The following is a 16,022-nucleotide window of genomic DNA, read 5'->3' on the forward strand; positions in this document are numbered from 1 at the left end:
ACAAAAAACAGATTTTTTAGCGATTACAACTGTTTGACGAACTGCTTCAGCCAACCGATGAACTCGCCGTTCAGCTCACGATGGCGTACGGCATATTCCACATTGGCTTTCATATAGCCGAGTTTGCTGCCGCAATCGTGGCTCTTGCCCTTCATGAAGTAGGCGTTGACCTGCTCCTGCTCCATCAGCATGGCGATGGCGTCAGTCAGCTGGATCTCGTCACCGGCACCGGCCGGGGTCTTCTCCAGCAGCGGCCAGATATTGGAGGAGAGGACGTAACGACCCACCACCGCCAGATTGGAGGGGGCTTCGTCACGGGGCGGCTTCTCGACAATGGCCTGCATTGGCAGGGACATCCCCTCGCTCAGGGCCTCGCCCTTGATGTCGGCGATGCCGTACTTGTCCACTTCGCTTTCGGGAACCGCTTCCACCATGATCTGGCTGATCTGGTTCTCTTCGAACATATGCACCATCTCGGCCAGGTTGTCTTTTTTCGGGTCGCTGGCCACTTCATCAATCAGCACATCAGGCAGCAGCACGGCGAAGGGGTTGTCACCGATCAGCGGGCGGGCACAGAGGACCGCGTGGCCCAGCCCTTTGGCCTCCCCTTGGCGGACGTGCATAATGGTGACGTCTTTCGGGCAGATCTGTTGCACCTCTTCCAGCAGCTGACGCTTGACTCGCTTCTCGAGGGTCGCTTCCAGTTCGAAACTCTTGTCGAAGTGGTTTTCGATGGAGTTCTTGCTCGAGTGGGTGACCAGCACGATCTCTTTGATACCGGCGGCGATGGCTTCGCGCACTACGTACTGGATCAGCGGTTTGTCGACCACCGGCAGCATCTCTTTCGGGATGGCCTTGGTGGCTGGCAGCATACGGGTACCCAGACCGGCTACCGGGAGCACGGCCTTGCGAACTGTCAGAGGAGTCTTTTTCATGGAAAACTATCCAGCGGGATTAAAGTGCGGCCATGATACTCCAAGAAAAATGGGGCAGCCACAGGCTACCCCATTCGTATATGCAGAGCTCGGACGTTATTTGACGATGATCATGTCACGGTTGGCTTCCAGCGTGGCAGGGCCAATTCCATTGACATCTGCCAGCTGATCGACCGAGGTGAACTTTCCCTGTTTCTCCCGATAGTCGACGATGGCTTGTGCCTTCTTGTCGCCAATCCCTTTCAGGCTGGTGAGTTCGGCAAGGGTGGCCGTATTGATATTCAGCTTGCCGGCTTCCTTGGCGACCTCGGCTGTGGTGGTTTGCTTCGGCGCTGCTTTATCAGCGGCCAACACAGGTTGGCTGAACAGGGGCAAGCAGGCTAACAGCATGATTGCAGAGAGCTTCTTCATCAGCATTTCCATTCCTCCATGATGTTGGATTTTGCCGAGTAGGCAGTTTGAGAAATAGCGTATCGAACGGGTCTTTTTCACTGCTATTTCTAACAGGTCAAATTCTCATGCCGATGGTGGCGGATTTGCTATAAGCGCTTAGCCATGAATGCCGCCGTATAGCCAACCTTATGATCTGGAATGTATTTCAGATGCATCTTTGATTTGACGAGCAAACTTCTCCGAGATGCTCTGCTCAAACCGTTGTGGAGGTGCCGGATGGAATTATTCTGCGCAACAAAGTGCGGATGGCATGTTTCACTGGTCTTCAAAGAGAGAACCAATAAAAAAGGCTGCTCACCTGGGGTGAGCAGCCTTTGTGATCGGTTTTTTCAGGCGGATGCTGATTAGGCTTGTTCGTCAGCCTGAGCAGCCTGGATACCGGTCAGGGCGATGGTGTAGACGATGTCGTCAACCAGGGCACCACGGGAGAGGTCGTTGACCGGCTTGCGCATGCCTTGCAGCATCGGGCCGATGGAGACCAGGTCAGCAGAACGCTGCACCGCTTTGTAAGTGGTGTTACCTGTGTTCAGGTCAGGGAAGACGAACACGGTAGCTTTACCGGCAACCGGTGAGTTCGGTGCCTTGGACTTGGCTACGTTCTCCATGATGGCCGCATCGTACTGCAGCGGGCCGTCGATGATGAGGTCGGGGCGCTTGGCCTTGGCCAGCTCGGTCGCTTCACGCACTTTCTCTACATCGGCACCGGCGCCGGAGGTGCCGGTAGAGTAGGAGATCATGGCGACGCGCGGCTCGATGCCGAACGCGGCTGCGGAGTCGGCGGACTGGATGGCGATCTCGGCCAGCTGCTCGGCAGTCGGGTCCGGGTTGATCGCGCAGTCACCGTAGACCAGCACCTGGTCAGGCAGCAGCATGAAGAAGATGGAGGAGATCAGTGAAGAGCCCGGAGCGGTCTTGATGATCTGCATCGGCGGACGGATGGTGTTGGCAGTGGTGTGCACCGCGCCGGATACCAGGCCGTCAACTTCATTGCGCTCCAGCATCATGGTACCCAGTACCACGTTGTCTTCAAGCTGCTCGCGGGCAACCACTTCGGTCATGCCCTTGTTCTTGCGCAGCTCGACCAGACGCGGCACATAGCGCTCGCGCACAACGGCCGGATCGATGATTTCGACGCGATCGGTCAGTACCACACCCTGCTGTTCGGCAACGCGACGGATCTCTTCCGGGTTACCCAGCAGCACCGGACGGGCAATGCCACGCTCGGCACAGATGGCGGCAGCCTTGATGGTGCGCGGCTCGTCACCTTCCGGCAGCACGACACGCTTGTTGGCCTGACGGGCCAGCTCGGTCAGCTGATAACGGAATGCCGGCGGGCTCAGACGACGGGAACGGGTAGAGCTGACGGTCAGTGACTCGATCCAGTGTTTGTCGATGTGGCCAGCGACGTAGTCCTGTACCAGCTCGATACGCTCGCGGTCATCTTCCGGAATATCGACGTTGAAGTTCTGCAGGCTTACGGCGGTCTGCCAGGTGTTGGTACCGGTCATCATGATCGGCAGGCCGGTGGCCATGGCCTGTTGGCACAGCGCCATTACCTGCGGCTCCGGATGATAGTTACCGGTCAGCAGCAGGGCGCCCAGCTTGACGCCGTTCATGGCGGAGAGGCAGGCGGAGACGATGACGTCAGAGCGGTCGCCGGAGGTCACCAGCAGGCTGCCCGGACGGAAGTGCTCAACCATGTTGTGGATGGAGCGGGCACAGAAGGTCACGGTCTGCAAACGGCGGCTGTCCAGCTCGCCTTTGTGCAGGATCTTGGCGGCCAGATGCTTGGCAAGATCCTTGGCGCGCGGGGCGATCAGCTGGGTGTTCCAGGGGATGCAACCCAGGATGCGCAGCGGGCTCTTGCCAAACACTTGCAGCACTTCCAGGTTGTGAGCCGCGTCAGAAGCGTGGTGATGGGCCTCGAACATCTCGGTCAGGTCAGGGCGGGTTACGCCATGCTCGTCAACCGGCGCGCCCACCTTGTTGATCACGCAACCAACGATGCGGGGGTTGTTGACACCACCGAAGTTGGAGCAGGCCAGCTCAATGCGCTCTTTCAGCTTCTGGCTGGAGTCATGGCCCGGGTGGGTCACGAATACCATGTCAGCGTCCAGCGCCTTGGCGACGTCGTAGTTCAGCTTGTTGGCAAAGGGCTGCTTGTCGGTCGGCACCATACCTTCGACAACCAGCACTTCGGCACCACTGGATTTCACGTGCTCTTCGAAGCGGGCAACGATCTCTTCCAGCAGGATATCGGTGTTGCTGGAGCTGATCATGTTCTCGGCGTAGGAGAGGGTGAAGGGCTCGGGCGGGTTGATGTTGGCAGCTGCGCGGATAACGGCGGTTGAGCGCTCTGCGCCGGTTTCACCCGGACGCGGCTGGGCAACCGGTTTGAAGAAGCTGACATTGACACCGTGACGCTCCATGGCGCGAACAACGCCAAGACTCACGGAAGTTACGCCGACACCAGTGCCGACCGGGATAAGCATAATAGTGCGTGCCACTTTATACCCCTTGTTCATTTTTTGGGATCAGGAAAAGGCCGCCCTGTGGGCGGCCTCGAGTTACTGCGTCAATTAAGCGCCGACCAGTTCCAGCGCGTCGTGGGCGATAACCCACTCTTCGTTGGTCGGGATAACCAGGGCCTTGGTAGAACCAGCCTTGGTGATCTCGCCACCCTTGCCGAAACGAGCCTTCAGGTTGGCGTCGTGATCGACGTCAAAGCCCAGCAGACCCAGCTTGTTCAGGGTGATTTCACGGATCGGGGCGGAGTTTTCACCGATACCACCGGTGAAAACAACGGCGTCCAGACGACCGTCCATGGCGGCAGCGTAGGCGCCGATGTACTTGGCCAGGCGATAGCAGTAAACGTCCATAGCACGCTTGGCTTCTTCTTTGCTGTCGTAGTTGTCTTCAACAAAACGGCAGTCGGAGGTCACTTCAGTCAGACCCTGCAGGCCGGACTCTTTGGTCAGCATGGTGTTGATATCGGCCACGCTCATGCCAAGCTTGTCGTGCAGGAAGAAGATGATGGCCGGGTCCAGATCGCCGGAGCGGGTACCCATAACAAGGCCTTCCAGCGGGGTCAGACCCATGGAGGTATCAACGGATTTGCCGTTCTTGATGGCGCAGACGGAACCGCCGTTGCCCAGGTGGCAGTTGATGATGTTCAGCTCTTCAACCGGCTTGTTCAGCTGCTTGGCAGCTTCCAGGCTGATATAGTAGTGGCTGGTGCCGTGAGCGCCGTAGCGACGGATGCCGTTCTCTTTGTAGAGCTTGTACGGCAGGGCGTACAGGAAGGCTTCTTCCGGCATGGTCTGGTGGAACGCGGTATCGAATACGGCCACGTTCTTGTCAGCCAGCGCCGGGAATACGCGGCGAGCTTCACGGATACCGATCAGGTGAGCCGGGTTGTGCAGCGGTGCGTACGGAACGGCGGCTTCGATGCCGTCGATCACGTCGTCACAGATAACGACGGAAGAGGTGAAGCGCTCGCCGCCGTGAACAACACGGTGACCGATGGCGATCAGGTTCTTGGACAGTTCCGGATTGAGCGGCAGGATCTTGTTGACGATGAAGTCCAGCGCTTCCTGGTGAGCGGCACCCGCACCCAGATCGGCACTGCCCTTCTCGCCATTCAGTTTCCACTTGATGCGGGCGTCGTCGAGGTTGAAGCACTCGGCCAGGCCGGACAGCAGGTCATCACCGGTGGTTGCGTCAATGACGGCAAACTTCAGGGAAGAGCTGCCACAGTTAAGAACAAGAACCAGCTTACTCATGAATAAATCCTATCGCAGATTGGGTTGTGTAGGCGGATGCGTTGGACGCGGTGCGGCCAAAAACTTTCAACTTATCCTTATGAGGGTTGGCAATCTGTTGCTTGCCCCTTGTATAGTGATACAAGACCCGAAATCCAGACGTCCCTGACAGGTCAATAGCAAGAAGCTTTTGACGCAAAAATGGGCGTACAAAGGATAACCCGATTGTTGAAAAATAACAAAGTCATCCTCAACCTTTGTTACTTTGCATCAAATTTTGTCGAGGTTTTGCCGTTAGTACGTTCAAAAAGCGCTCGGAGGTAGTATGAGCATGAACATTTTTGGAACTAAGTTACAGCAAGGCCGCCATTATATGACGCTTTGGCCGCGCCGTCCCGAGCTCAATTCGATGTTTCCTGAAAATCGGGTGATCAAGGCGACCGAGTTCGCCCTCAAGGTGATCCCCGCACTGGCGGTGTTGAGCGTGATGCTGCAGTTCCAGTTTGGCGAGCTGCACTACTGGCCTTCTGTCATCACTTCCGTGCTGTTTCTGCTCAGTTTGCCGCTGCAGGGCTACTACTGGCTCGGCCAGCGTGCCGATACCCGATTGCCCCCGTCGCTGGCGAGCTGGTATCGGGAGATCAACGGCAAGATGAACGAGCAGGGTGGCCGCCGCCAGCTGGTTTCCCAGCCGCGCTATGAAGAGCTGGCCGATACCCTCAAGGCCGCCTTCCAGCAGCTCGATAAATCCTTTCTCTACGAATAACCCGTTTCAGATGCAAAAAGGCGCCAGTGGCGCCTTTTTTGTTGCGGTTGGTATGCGGATCAGGCCGCCAGCACCTTGCGGATCTCCTGGATGGAGAGCTTGTACTGACGTGGACACTGACGCCACACCTGCAGCATCCGCTGGTATTTGTCGCGCATGGCGATGTCGCTGGAGAGCTCGTCGCACGGGCACTTGAGCTCGGGGAAGCGCTTGTCCACCTCCAGCAGGAAGCAGACGTAGTCAGCCAGCTCACGCTCTTGGCTGCGGCTGTAGCCGTTGAACTCCAGCCGACTGGCGTTGATCTCGCCCTGATCGTCTACATCCAGATTGCCCCATGAGATGGCCAGTGCGTGGTGCAGCTCCAGGGTGTCGATTACCTCTTGGCAGGTCGCCAGATCCAGATGGCCGAAGCTCTTCTCCAGCTCGAGGATCTGCAGGCAGTAGCCGCGCTCGATGATGGTGCTTGCGCGCTGGTAGGCGTCCGCTTTCTCCGGATTGAGTTTCGCCAGAATTTCGTACTGGTTGCTCAGGATCAAACGCTCAGTGTTGCTCATGTTCATGGGATATCTCGCTGGAATATGATTCTTGGGTCACGTTAACCCATATATAAAATGAATTTTTTGATCTGGGCGGGGGAGTTGGTGAGAAAAATCCGTTGGCAAGGGGCGGCTGACCAGACAAAAAAGGCCTGCATGGCAGGCCTTTCAATGACGCAGGGGAGGGTTATCCCTTGAGGAAATCCAGTACCACCTGATGGTGATCGCTGGTTTTGAACTTGTCGAAGTGGTGGGCAATCTTGCCCTCTTCATCGATCAGGAAGCTCTGACGGTGAATGCCGTCATACTCTTTGCCCATGAATTTCTTCGGGCCCCAGACGCCAAAAGCATCGGCGACGGCGTGGTCTTCATCGGCCAGCAGGGTGAAGTTGAGCTGGTCCCGCTCTTCGAACTTTTTCAGCCGTTTGGCCGGATCCGGGCTGATGCCAAGCACCACCACATTGAGGGCGGCCAGCTCGGCGTTCACATCGCGCATGCCGCAGGCCTGGGTGGTGCAGCCGGGGGTCATTGCCTTGGGATAGAAATAGACCAGCACCTTCCTGCCGCGCAGGCCAGCGAGGCTGACCTGATTACCATTCTGGTCGGGCAGGGAGAAATCGGGGGCGGGGCTGCCAGCTTGTAGTGGTTGCATGGGGTCTCCTCGGGTAAAACGCCCTCAGGCGTGTTTGCGATTGACGATAAACTCGAACGATTCGGCACCCAGTTGACGACAGAATTCGGCGAAGGCGGTTTGCGAACCTTCCACTTCACCCTCTCTGGCCAGATTGAGCTGAAAACTGATCTTCAGCAGGTTGAATGGCTGCTGCTCCAGGGTCATGGATTGCATCGCCTGAATGTTCCAGCCATGTTCGCTGAAGAACTGGGTGCACTGGCTTACGATGCCGGGCTCGTCGCGGATCAACAGGTCGGCACTGGCGCGGACGTCATACTGCAGGGACTGGTGGCGCTCGGTGCGTTTCATCATGGTGATGAGATCCCACTCCTGGCTACGCAGGGGCAGGCTGATTTCGAGTTGCATCATGCTGTTCCAGTCGCCCGAGAGCAGCATGATAAAGGTAAATTCATTGCCGAAGATGCCAAGGCGGCTGTCCACAATGTTGCAACCACAGCCACTGACGTGGCGGGTCACTTCATTGACGATGCCAGGCCTGTCCGTGCCGATGGCCGTTACGACCAGGTAGTGAGTCATAAATCTTCTCTCGTCCGTTATTTCGTTGCGAAAGCCGCGCTGGCAAGCCAACCCTCCGGCCCTGATGACCACTCCCTGAGGGACGCTGCCGACTTTCGTCCATTACTTTTTGTTCCGGATGGTATCACGGCTTGCCCCCTCTCTCCCTTGTTTTTCAAAGGGGTCAGCTTTACCATTACGCCCCTGAAAATCGGGAGAAAAGTCCATGTTACGCGGTAGTATTGTTGCGCTCGTTACCCCCATGATGGCTTCAGGTGAAGTCGATTGGGCCAGTCTGGCCAAACTGGTCGACTATCATGTCAGCGCCGGGACCTGCGCCATTGTTGCGGTGGGTACCACAGGGGAATCGGTGACCCTGAGCGAGCAGGAGCATATCGCCGTCGTTGAAAAGACCGTTGAGTATGCCGCCGGACGCATTCCCGTCATCGCCGGTTGCGGCTCCAACAATACTGCCCATGCCATTGAATTGGCAAAGCGACTGGCCAAAACCGGCGTGGTGGCGGGTCTCTCGGTGACTCCTTACTACAACAAGCCCACTCAGGAAGGTCTCTATCGCCACTATTGTGCGATCGCCGAGGCTAGTGGTCTGCCCCAAATTCTTTATAATGTGCCCGGTCGCACCTGTTGCGATCTCAAACCGGAGACCGTGGCCCGTCTGGCCAAGGTTCCCGGCATTATCGGTTTGAAAGAGGCAACCGGCGATTTGAGCCGCACCCCGCTGCTGCGCGAGCTGTGCGGGCCGGAGTTTGCTCTCTACAGTGGCGACGATGCCACTGGTTGTGATTTTATGCTGCAAGGTGGCGATGGCGTGATTTCGGTCACCACCAATATTGCAGCGGCCCAGATGGCCGACATGTGTCGTGCTGCGCTGGCCGGTGATGCCGGGCAGGCGCATGACATCAACAATCTCTTGATGCCGTTGCACAAGACTCTGTTCTGCGAACCGAGCCCCACCCCGGTGAAATGGGCCTGTGCCCAACTGGGGTTGATTGCAACAGCCACCTTGCGCCTGCCGCTGGTTGACCTCACCCCCGAGGGCGAACAGCTGATGGCGCGAGCACTGACCACAGCGGAGTTGATGGCGAGTGTTTAAATCTAATGGAAAGGGAAATAGAGCCCGTCTGGTGCTGAGCGTTGCGACTGTGGCCGTATTGGCCGGTTGCAGCACCCCCCAGGATCGCAAAATGGCCAACCGCGACTTCGGTTATGAAGATGCCCGCCTCGAGGGCCGCGCGTTCTTGATCCCCGCAGGATTGAGTGCCCCCACCTTCAACAGCCAGTACGACATCCCGCCGCTTCCCGAGAGCAGCCGTGAAGGTGCCCTCGGCGCCCAGGTCGATGTGCGCCCACCCGCTCAACTGCTGACCGTGGTACCGGGCAGTCAGGTGGTGCAGAGCGCAACCGAACCGACTGTTGCCTTCTATGCCCTGAGCACCAGCCAGAGCGTGGAGCGCGATACCTGGTCGTTCCTGATGAACTTCCTGGCCAAATACAAGGTCACCACCGAGAAGCTGGATCAGCAGGATGGCGTATTGCAGACCGGCTGGTTTGACAACACGGTCGCCCTCGATGGCTGGGGTGAAGATGACGAAGACTTCAAAATCCGTCAGCGTTACCAGTTCACCGTGCGCAACGACGCCCAGCGCCACGCCGTCAACATGTCGGTCCGGGTGCTGGATCACGAAGAGACTATCGACGGCGAGACCAGCAACAAGCTGACCCCTGCCGATGCCCAGCGCTATGCCGCGCGAGTGCTGAACCAGTTCTCTCTCTATTACGACAGCCAGCTGAAAGCCCGCGAGCAGCACAAGTCCAACGATGGCATGGGTCTGCAACTGGGTCTGGACAACAACGAACTGAGCGCCTGGATTGCCGAAGGCTCCTTTGATCAGGTGTGGCGTCGCCTCAACCAGGTACTGCCCGCTTACGGTTTCACCATCAAGGATACCCAGCAGTCACTGGGCTGGATCGACGTCGAGTACGAAGAGCCGGGCGCCGAGTTCTGGAAGGCGAAAGGGAGCGAGCCGTTCAAACTGGAGGAGGAGAAATACCGCTTCCAGCTTGGCGAAATGGCGGGAGGTAAGACCTCCATCACCCTGTTCGACAAGGACAAGAAGCCGGTATCGTCCGGGGTTATCTCCCAGATGTATATCAGCCTGTCCGAGGCGTTCGCCAAGGGGCTGGCCGATCAGGCAGCAGCAAAAGCAGAATAAATACAGGGGCCTTGTGCCCCTGTTTTGTTATCAAAATCCCCCTGAAAACGCGGGGATTCCGAGCGGTTTTCGATGATGCGAGCCCCCTTGCCAGCCCGTTGCAAACAGAGCGCGCAGGTGAGGGACTCGCGATGTTTACCCCCCCACAAACAGGAAGTGTTATTAGCCATGAGTCTTGCAGATCAAGTATTGGCGGTGAATGACGATTTGCCGATCCGTACCGATAAACCTGTCCATTCCGGCAAAGTGCGCAGCGTCTACTGGTTGACCCCCGAAGACAGTGCCCGGCTCATAAAAGAGAAAGGCTATGATGTGCCGGCCGATGCGCCCCTCGCCCTCATGGTGATCAGCGATCGCATCTCGGCCTTCGATTGCATTTGGCAAGGTGAGGATGGCCTGAACGGCGTACCGGGCAAAGGGGCGGCGCTCAACGCCATCTCCAGCCACTGGTTCAAGCTGTTCAAGGAGAAGGGACTGGCCGACAGCCACATTCTGGATATTCCGCACCCTTTCGTCTGGATCGTGCAAAAAGCCCGTCCGGTGATGATCGAGGCGATTGCCCGCCAGTACATCACCGGCTCCATGTGGCGTGCCTACAAGGATGGCGAGCGCGAGTTCTGCGGCATCACCTTGCCGGAAGGGCTGAAAAAGGATCAGAAGCTGCCGGAGATCCTCATCACTCCGTCCACCAAGGGCGTGCTGAAAGGGCTGGATGGCGTGCCGGAAGCCGATGACGTCAACGTCTCCCGTGCCGATATCGAGCGCCATTATAAGGGCTTCAACTTCAGCAAGCCGGCCGACATCGACCGCTACGAAGTGCTGCTCAAAGAGGGCTTCAACGTCATCAGCGACGCGCTGGCCGGGCTGGATCAGATCTTCGTCGATACCAAGTTCGAGTTTGGTTATGTCCACGATGCGGCAGGCAACGAGAAGCTGATCTACATGGACGAAGTGGGCACCCCCGACAGCTCCCGTATCTGGGATGGCGCCGCCCTGCGCGACGGCCAGATCGTCGAGAAGTCTAAAGAGGGTTTCCGTCAGTGGCTGCTCAACCACTTCCCGGATCCGGACATCCTGCTCAACAAGAACCGCATGCCGGAACGTTTTGCCCTGGCCCGCGACAACAAGCTGCCGACCGAAGTGATGATGGATATCTCCAACACCTACGTCGGGATCGCCGAGAAGATTATCGGCCACAAGCTGGCGCGTTCTGCCAATCCCAAGCAGGAGATCATCGAGGTGCTGCGCGATCAGTACGGTCTGATCGACTAAGGGTTGCGCTCTTTTTTTGTCGCCAACAAACAAACGTTTGCTGATGGTGAAGGAGAGAGGCAGATAAACAGACGGGCCCCGCTATGGGGCCCATTTTTATTGCTGGTCTGGCGGCAAGCGAGCGGCGATTAGCCGTTGACCCTGAACACCTGGCCGGTCTGGATGCCCAGCACCGACTTCTTGTAGGCCTGCGCTACCTTGGCGGCGGGTACCGGTACGAAGCCCGGGAAGAAGTCAGCGTATTTGTCCATCGACTCCGCCAGCACGGTGGGGCTCACCACATTGATGCGCAGGCCGCGGGGTAACTCGCAGGCGGCCGCTTTCACAAAGTGATCGATAGCGCCGTTGACTGTGCTGGCGCTCACGCCCCAGTTGATCGGCTCCTCGCTCAGAATACCGCTGATCAGGGTGATGGAGCCCTTGTCAGTCAGATAGGGAATGGCGGCGCGGGTCAGGTTGATCTGGCCCATCAGCTTGCTCTCCAGTCCCACCTGCCACTGTTCGTCGGTCATCTCGGTCAGGCCGTTGAAGGCCACGCTGCCGCTGGCGACAACCAGTGCATCAAACTGGCCCAGCTTGGCGAACAGCGCCTTGATGGAGGCGGGATCGCGCATGTCGACCGTGGCATCGCCACGACTGTGGCCGACCCGGATCACCTGATGATCTTTGGCAAGCAGTTCACTGACTGCGGAACCGACGGTGCCGGAGGCACCCACAATCACAATTTTCATCTGCATCACTCCTGGTTGGAATGTATCGATTCTAGCGCAACAGAAAATGTGAAAAAGCGCGTAAAATAAACCCATTGTTTCCATATTGGAGCTAATGATGGATATCGCCCATCTGGCCAGCTTTTATGAGGTGGTGCTGCGCGGCAGTTTCTCGGCTGCGGCCGATACGCTGGGGGTCAGCAAGGGGATGCTGAGCCGCCACGTCAGCGCGCTGGAGTCCTCCCTCAATGCGCAACTGTTGCAGCGCACCACCCGCCGCCTCAGTCTGACCGAGGCGGGCAAGACCCTCTACCAGCAGGTGGGGGAGATCTTCGCGCTGGTTCGGCAGGCGGAGCAGGATATTCAGGCGCTGACCGAAGAGGATAGCGGAAGACTGCGTTTTACCTGCCCGGTCAGTACCGGCGATCGCATGGTGAGTGAGCTGCTGACCAGTTTTGCCGCGCTCTGCCCGGGGGTGGAGGTGGAGCTCAATTTCACCAACCAGATGGTCGACATGAGCCAGGGGGAGAACGACATCGCCCTGCGCGCCATGAACGAGGTGCCGGACAATCTGGTCGCACTTCCTATTGGCCGACTTAAGGATGTAGTGGTGGCCAGCCCCGCACTTGTAGCGAGAGAGGGGCGTCCAGCCACTCCCTATGAGCTGAGCGGGCGCAGCTGCCTGTTGCAGGGGCACAATCCGGCCTGGGAGCAGTGGCACTTTATCCGTGAAGGGGAAGAGGCCCACATTCTGGTGCAGGGCAAGGTGCGGGCCAACCATTACAGCACAGTGTTGCAACTGGCGCGTGCCGGTATGGGCTATGCCAAGTGCCCGCTGATGCTGGTGGAATCGCTGCTGACGGCAGGGGAGCTGGTGACCGTGCTAGATGAGTGGCAGAGCGGGCTGCATCAGCTTCATGTGCTGCATGCCCAGCAGCGGCGGGTGCCACGCAAGATCCGGCTGTTCAAGCAGGTGCTTGCCCAGTGGTTTGCCGAGCGACCCCACTACCTGCTCTGAGCGGCGTTATTTTTCTGTCATCTTCGGCTGCTACCCTGCGCCCATCATCGGCATCAGGAAGATCAGCGGGAATGAAGAGTAATAGAGGGTTGACCGGTTTTGTGCTGCTCTGTGCAGTGTTGGGGGCTGGCAGTGTGCAGGCCATGGTGGACGTGAAGGTTCCGGAGAATTTCCGCATTCTCGCGGTGAGCAACGGCACCTTGCTGGATGAGCAGCATGCCACCCTGGCGGATGGTGAGCAGCAACTGCTGGTGCGCTTCGAGGGGGTGATCCCCAGCCGCAGCAGCAGCGAGAATGATCGGCAGGTACGCTCCGAGCCGCAGGTGGTGCGCTATCAGGGCAGCAATCAGCATTTGCAGCTGACGGCCAGCGTACCGGGAGACGAGCGGGGGATGCAGGCCTATGCCAAGGCTCCTGTGGTAGCGCTGCAGGAGAATGGCCGCGCGCTTGCCATCCAGCAGGACGCACTGGTGACCAGCGGCATGCTGCTTGGGGTGGATTGGAACGGCAAACTGGCTGAATACAACCGCAGCGGCGGCAAGGCGGCGCTGGCGGCTGGCGCCGTTGCTACGCAGCCAACGGCCACGGCCGCTGGTGGGGCTCAACCCGTTGTGGCAGCCAGCGAGCTGGAAGGGCAGTTGCAGCAGCTGTTCCTCCAGGCAGACCCAGCCCTGCGCAAGCGCTTTATCGGTTGGGCCGTGCCACAGCTTTAAGTTTTCTGCCCGTTGCAGTAACGTGGACACTCCTTTTTTCAGGCGCTCTGTTCATCGTACTCAACGAGGTTTTCATGTTTGAATTGCATTCACGCCTGCAGGCAGATACCCGGTGGCTCGGGGATCTGCCCCTCTGCCGTGTCTTGCTGGCAAAAGACAGCCAGTATCCCTGGCTCATCCTGGTACCGCGAGTAGCCAACCTGCGGGAAATTCACCATCTGGCGCCGGAGCAGCAGCAACAGCTGATGCAGGAGTCCTGCGCCGTCGCCGCCCTGATGGAGCAGGCCCTCAGCCCGGACAAGATCAACATAGGGGCGCTGGGCAATCTGGTGCCACAGCTGCACATTCACCATGTCGCACGTTTCGCCACCGATGCTGCCTGGCCAGGCCCCATCTGGGGGGCTCATCCGATCGTGCCTTATGAGCCACAGGTGCTGGCGCAGCAGGCCGACAGATGGCGTGCCCGGCTCGCCAAGCTGAGCGGTTTTACCCCTGCGGCTGCTGATAACGGCGTCAACTGAGAGGCGTGTCGCTATTTCAGTCTTCGGGCCGCGCCATCTGTTAGAGTTATGGTATAGATAAGCCCATTCTCGATGTTCAGGAAGGTCCCATGATAGTGACAAGAGCCGATGATGACGTCGTGTTGACGACTGAGGATGTACTGCTCAGCCTGTGCAACTCGGTGACCGATGTGTTGAGTGCCGCGACCATGAGTCAGGTGCGGTTTTCCGGCATGGTGCAGCGGATCAGCAAGACCTGCCTCAAGCCGGATATCGGCTGCTTCGTGCTGTTCGATGGCGGTTTTTCCGGTCTGGTGGTGATCAACTTCTCCGCCGCTGCCGCCATGGAGTTGTACGAGAGCTACATGCTGAGCATGGGGCTCTCCAAGGAGGATCTCGCCATCTCCCATACCTCTGACGAGGTGAGCAACGTGATGGGCGAACTGATGAACCAGATCGTCGGTAGCTTTACCGTCAAGGTGGGCCGGGATTTGCAGACTCACATTACCCAGAACCAGCCGAAGATGCTGGCCCTCAACAAGCAGGTGATGCTGAGCGTCGATACCAATCTTGACAGTCCGGAGTCCCGCCGCGTCACTTTCTTCACCGCCCGTAACAACATCTTTTATCTGGAGCTGGCGATGGACAAGACCGAGTTCATCCGCATTCACAATGAGGGGATGGAGCACGAGGAGCTGGATCCTGACGCCCTGATCGCCCAAGCCAAGCAGGATGCCGCCAAGCCGGCCCCGGCAGCCGCTGCGCCAGCCAGTAATGATCACGATGATCTGCTCGACTCTTTGGGTATTTGAGGCAAATGCCGGATAGCAACAAGGCCACCTTCGGGTGGCCTTGTTGTATCGGTGCGCACAACCGTTATTAGAAGTTGTAGAGCAGGCCGGTGTTGAACATCACCGATTCAGAATCGTAGAAGTTGATGTCGGAATCGGACTTGGCGTAGCCAGCGGTAAAGGTTGCCGAGAGCGGTGCAATACCGAACAGGCGGTGCCAGAAGAAGGTACCGGTCAGGGCAAACTCGTCGGAGTCGGCTTTTTTGTTACCAAAGTCAGGGATTGGGTTGGCTTCATCATATTTGGTCTGACCCAGATAGAGGTTGCTGACGAAGGACCACTGGGATGCCCGCTTGCCGTAGGTCAACTGGAGGCCGTTGCTCTTGTAGCTCTGGGCGCTGCCGTCCAGGTCAGCCTGACGGTGGATGAAAGCCGGCTCCAGCACCTGACCGGCTGCCAGCTGCCATTTGTAGGAGAGGTCGAGGGCGTGGATCTTGCCGTTGCGATCCAGCTTGGCCGCCGTGTCGGCACCATACTGGCTGCCACTGCGCTCTTCATCGACTTCGATGTTGCGGGTGGTCAGGCTGCCGAAGAAGTTGCTGCCCCAGATATTGTCCCAGGCGAAGCGCACCCCTTTTGACTTGATATCGGTCGACTGGCGATCGACGCTTACGGCGAAGGGATCGCTCCACTGCTCGGTTGGCATGGCATTGAAGACCACGGAGCCGGCCACTGTGCCCTTGTTGCTCATCTCCTGGCGGATACCGAGTTGCTGGGTGAAGTCGAAACGGATGGCATCCTGGATCAGGTTACCGAGGAAGACCTGGGTGCGGGTATCGGCAAAGGTGTAACGGATATCTGCGTTGAGCAGCGGGGCGACGGCGGAGCTGCTCTCTGCACTGCCCAGTCCGCTCAGTCGACGATTTTCGTCGTCACCGCTGTAAAAGTTGGATTCGTAATTGATGACGTTGACGCCGCCAAGCAGGAAACCGGACCAGCCCGATTCGTTGGGAATGGTTCCCAAATCCGCATATGCACTATTTGCGACCAGCAGGCCCAGACCAAGCAGGGTAGTGTTGCGCATCAGATAACTCCTAAATTAAACGCGTTTAAATTACCAGGTGGGCGATTATAGGGGGCCACC

General features: G+C 58.2%; 17 protein-coding genes. 8 read left to right on the forward strand and 9 right to left on the reverse strand.

The genetic code is table 11. The annotated features are described in order from the left end of the window. Positions 1 to 23 precede the first annotated feature (23 nt). From galU to G5306_RS17960, 4 genes are all read right to left on the reverse strand, one after another. Positions 24 to 935: a UTP--glucose-1-phosphate uridylyltransferase GalU gene (gene galU / locus G5306_RS17945; RefSeq protein ID WP_227341976.1), complete on the reverse strand. Its 912-nt coding sequence runs from the start codon at positions 933 to 935 to the stop codon at positions 24 to 26. Between the two features lie 96 nt (positions 936 to 1,031). Beyond that, on the reverse strand, positions 1,032 to 1,352 hold the full coding sequence (locus tag G5306_RS17950; protein ID WP_021231962.1) for a ComEA family DNA-binding protein: 321 nt from the start codon (positions 1,350 to 1,352) through the stop codon (positions 1,032 to 1,034). A gap of 380 nt (positions 1,353 to 1,732) precedes the next feature. Beyond that, a complete protein-coding gene (gene pta, locus G5306_RS17955; RefSeq protein WP_005339119.1) occupies positions 1,733 to 3,913 on the reverse strand; it encodes a phosphate acetyltransferase in 2,181 nt (726 codons plus the stop codon). Between the two features lie 54 nt (positions 3,914 to 3,967). Further along, positions 3,968 to 5,170, reverse strand: a complete 1,203-nt coding sequence (locus G5306_RS17960) for an acetate kinase (protein ID WP_421206035.1) — start codon at positions 5,168 to 5,170, stop codon at positions 3,968 to 3,970. Between the two features lie 304 nt (positions 5,171 to 5,474). Between G5306_RS17960 and yfbV the strand changes: the two genes are divergently transcribed. Beyond that, positions 5,475 to 5,915, forward strand: a complete 441-nt coding sequence (yfbV, locus tag G5306_RS17965; RefSeq protein WP_005339116.1) for a terminus macrodomain insulation protein YfbV — start codon at positions 5,475 to 5,477, stop codon at positions 5,913 to 5,915. A 59-nt stretch (positions 5,916 to 5,974) separates the two neighbouring features. Here yfbV and G5306_RS17970 read toward each other — a convergent pair whose 3' ends face one another. From G5306_RS17970 to G5306_RS17980, 3 genes are all read right to left on the reverse strand, one after another. Continuing rightward, a complete protein-coding gene (locus tag G5306_RS17970; protein ID WP_421244824.1) occupies positions 5,975 to 6,475 on the reverse strand; it encodes a YfbU family protein in 501 nt (166 codons plus the stop codon). Between the two features lie 163 nt (positions 6,476 to 6,638). After that, entirely contained in the window at positions 6,639 to 7,103 is a 465-nt protein-coding gene (gene bcp / locus G5306_RS17975) for a thioredoxin-dependent thiol peroxidase (protein WP_216980162.1), read from the reverse strand. Positions 7,104 to 7,127: 24 nt separating this feature from the next. Next, positions 7,128 to 7,661, reverse strand: a complete 534-nt coding sequence (locus tag G5306_RS17980) for a glycine cleavage system protein R (protein ID WP_005349229.1) — start codon at positions 7,659 to 7,661, stop codon at positions 7,128 to 7,130. Between the two features lie 205 nt (positions 7,662 to 7,866). Here G5306_RS17980 and dapA point away from each other — a divergent pair, with 205 nt between their 5' ends. From dapA to G5306_RS17995, 3 genes are all read left to right on the forward strand, one after another. Continuing rightward, positions 7,867 to 8,754 carry a 4-hydroxy-tetrahydrodipicolinate synthase gene (gene dapA / locus G5306_RS17985; protein ID WP_421313339.1) on the forward strand — a complete coding sequence of 296 codons (888 nt, stop codon included), beginning with the start codon at positions 7,867 to 7,869 and terminating at the stop codon, positions 8,752 to 8,754. After that, a complete protein-coding gene (bamC, locus tag G5306_RS17990; RefSeq protein WP_005349235.1) occupies positions 8,747 to 9,874 on the forward strand; it encodes an outer membrane protein assembly factor BamC in 1,128 nt (375 codons plus the stop codon). Before dapA ends, bamC begins: the two co-directional genes overlap by 8 nt. Before the next feature lie 168 nt (positions 9,875 to 10,042). Then, entirely contained in the window at positions 10,043 to 11,146 is a 1,104-nt protein-coding gene (locus G5306_RS17995; RefSeq protein ID WP_245147344.1) for a phosphoribosylaminoimidazolesuccinocarboxamide synthase, read from the forward strand. A 128-nt stretch (positions 11,147 to 11,274) separates the two neighbouring features. Here G5306_RS17995 and G5306_RS18000 read toward each other — a convergent pair whose 3' ends face one another. Next, positions 11,275 to 11,877, reverse strand: coding sequence for a short chain dehydrogenase (locus tag G5306_RS18000; RefSeq protein ID WP_064338734.1), 603 nt, complete (start codon positions 11,875 to 11,877; stop codon positions 11,275 to 11,277). Between the two features lie 97 nt (positions 11,878 to 11,974). On the opposite strand from G5306_RS18000, the gene G5306_RS18005 reads away from it, so the two are divergent. The 4 genes from G5306_RS18005 to G5306_RS18020 all read left to right on the forward strand — a co-directional run bounded on the left by G5306_RS18005 (position 11,975) and on the right by G5306_RS18020 (position 14,899). After that, positions 11,975 to 12,874: a LysR family transcriptional regulator gene (locus G5306_RS18005; RefSeq protein WP_227342988.1), complete on the forward strand. Its 900-nt coding sequence runs from the start codon at positions 11,975 to 11,977 to the stop codon at positions 12,872 to 12,874. Between the two features lie 71 nt (positions 12,875 to 12,945). Next, entirely contained in the window at positions 12,946 to 13,587 is a 642-nt protein-coding gene (locus tag G5306_RS18010; RefSeq protein WP_227341978.1) for a DUF2057 domain-containing protein, read from the forward strand. A gap of 74 nt (positions 13,588 to 13,661) precedes the next feature. After that, positions 13,662 to 14,108, forward strand: coding sequence for an HIT domain-containing protein (locus tag G5306_RS18015; protein WP_227341979.1), 447 nt, complete (start codon positions 13,662 to 13,664; stop codon positions 14,106 to 14,108). A gap of 89 nt (positions 14,109 to 14,197) precedes the next feature. Next, positions 14,198 to 14,899: a DUF3334 family protein gene (locus tag G5306_RS18020; RefSeq protein ID WP_227341980.1), complete on the forward strand. Its 702-nt coding sequence runs from the start codon at positions 14,198 to 14,200 to the stop codon at positions 14,897 to 14,899. 67 nt (positions 14,900 to 14,966) lie between these two features. Here G5306_RS18020 and G5306_RS18025 read toward each other — a convergent pair whose 3' ends face one another. Then, the gene (locus G5306_RS18025) at positions 14,967 to 15,962 is read right to left on the reverse strand and encodes a DUF2860 family protein (RefSeq protein WP_216952915.1); all 996 of its coding nucleotides are present in this window, start codon (positions 15,960 to 15,962) and stop codon (positions 14,967 to 14,969) included. Between the last annotated feature and the right edge of the window lie 60 nt (positions 15,963 to 16,022).

The organism is Aeromonas sp. 603404, assembly GCF_049171775.1.
Classification (GTDB): domain Bacteria; phylum Pseudomonadota; class Gammaproteobacteria; order Enterobacterales; family Aeromonadaceae; genus Aeromonas; species Aeromonas veronii_A.